Origin of the sequence: Pseudomonas sp. yb_5 (genome assembly GCF_043103865.1) — a bacterium.
Taxonomy (GTDB): domain Bacteria; phylum Pseudomonadota; class Gammaproteobacteria; order Pseudomonadales; family Pseudomonadaceae; genus Aquipseudomonas; species Aquipseudomonas putida_Y.
Genome location: NZ_JBICKE010000042.1, coordinates 1 through 645, shown reverse-complemented (window position 1 = coordinate 645; position 645 = coordinate 1). Strand labels below are relative to the sequence as shown.

Sequence of the window (645 nt, the reverse complement as noted above, 5' to 3'; positions counted from 1 at the left end):
CTGACGCCGGTCTTGCCGGTCAAGCGACCGTAGGTGGCAGCCATGAAACCTGCAGACTGCTCATGACGGGTCAGTACCAGCTTGATCTTCGACTTGCGCAGGGATTCGAGCAGGTCGAGGTTTTCCTCACCGGGAATGCCGAATACATACTCGACACCTTCATTTTCCAGGCATTGCACAACGACATCGGCGGCCTTGGCCATCTTGCTTGCTACCTCAAGTGATGGGACGGGGAAGTCCAGAAATGCGCAGCACGGTACGCTGGCATCGCCAGGTCCAGGAGCAAAAGTGCCCCGAACCAGAGTCTTGACGTAGGGGGGGTGCGGGAAAGTCACGTTAATGCCGCGTTGAGGCCATTCTAACCTGGCTTCGCACCATCCTCTGTAGGAGCGGGTTTACCCGCGAAGGGGCCGGACCTGCTGGCCAATTTCCACCTGCCGTTCACCGTTGCCGCCGCCACCGTATTCGCGGGTAAACCCGCTCCTACACAGATAGGTGGTAAACACACATCGGGGGGTGGACACAGGCCGCTGTAGGAGCGGGTTTACCCGCGAACACCAGCGAAGCCGGTGCCATCTCCGCTCTCGAGCAGGTCCAGTTTTTTGCCCATAAAGACAAAACCCCTACCTGCATGCGCAGATAGGG

At 58.8% G+C, this 645-nt stretch carries 1 protein-coding gene; it reads right to left on the bottom strand.

What is annotated here, in order from left to right; all coding sequences use genetic code 11:
- A partial coding sequence (locus ACF8GF_RS05345) for a thiamine pyrophosphate-binding protein (RefSeq protein ID WP_249226214.1) occupies window positions 1-203 on the bottom strand: 203 nt, incomplete at its 3' end.
- Window positions 204-645: the final 442 nt, after the last annotated feature.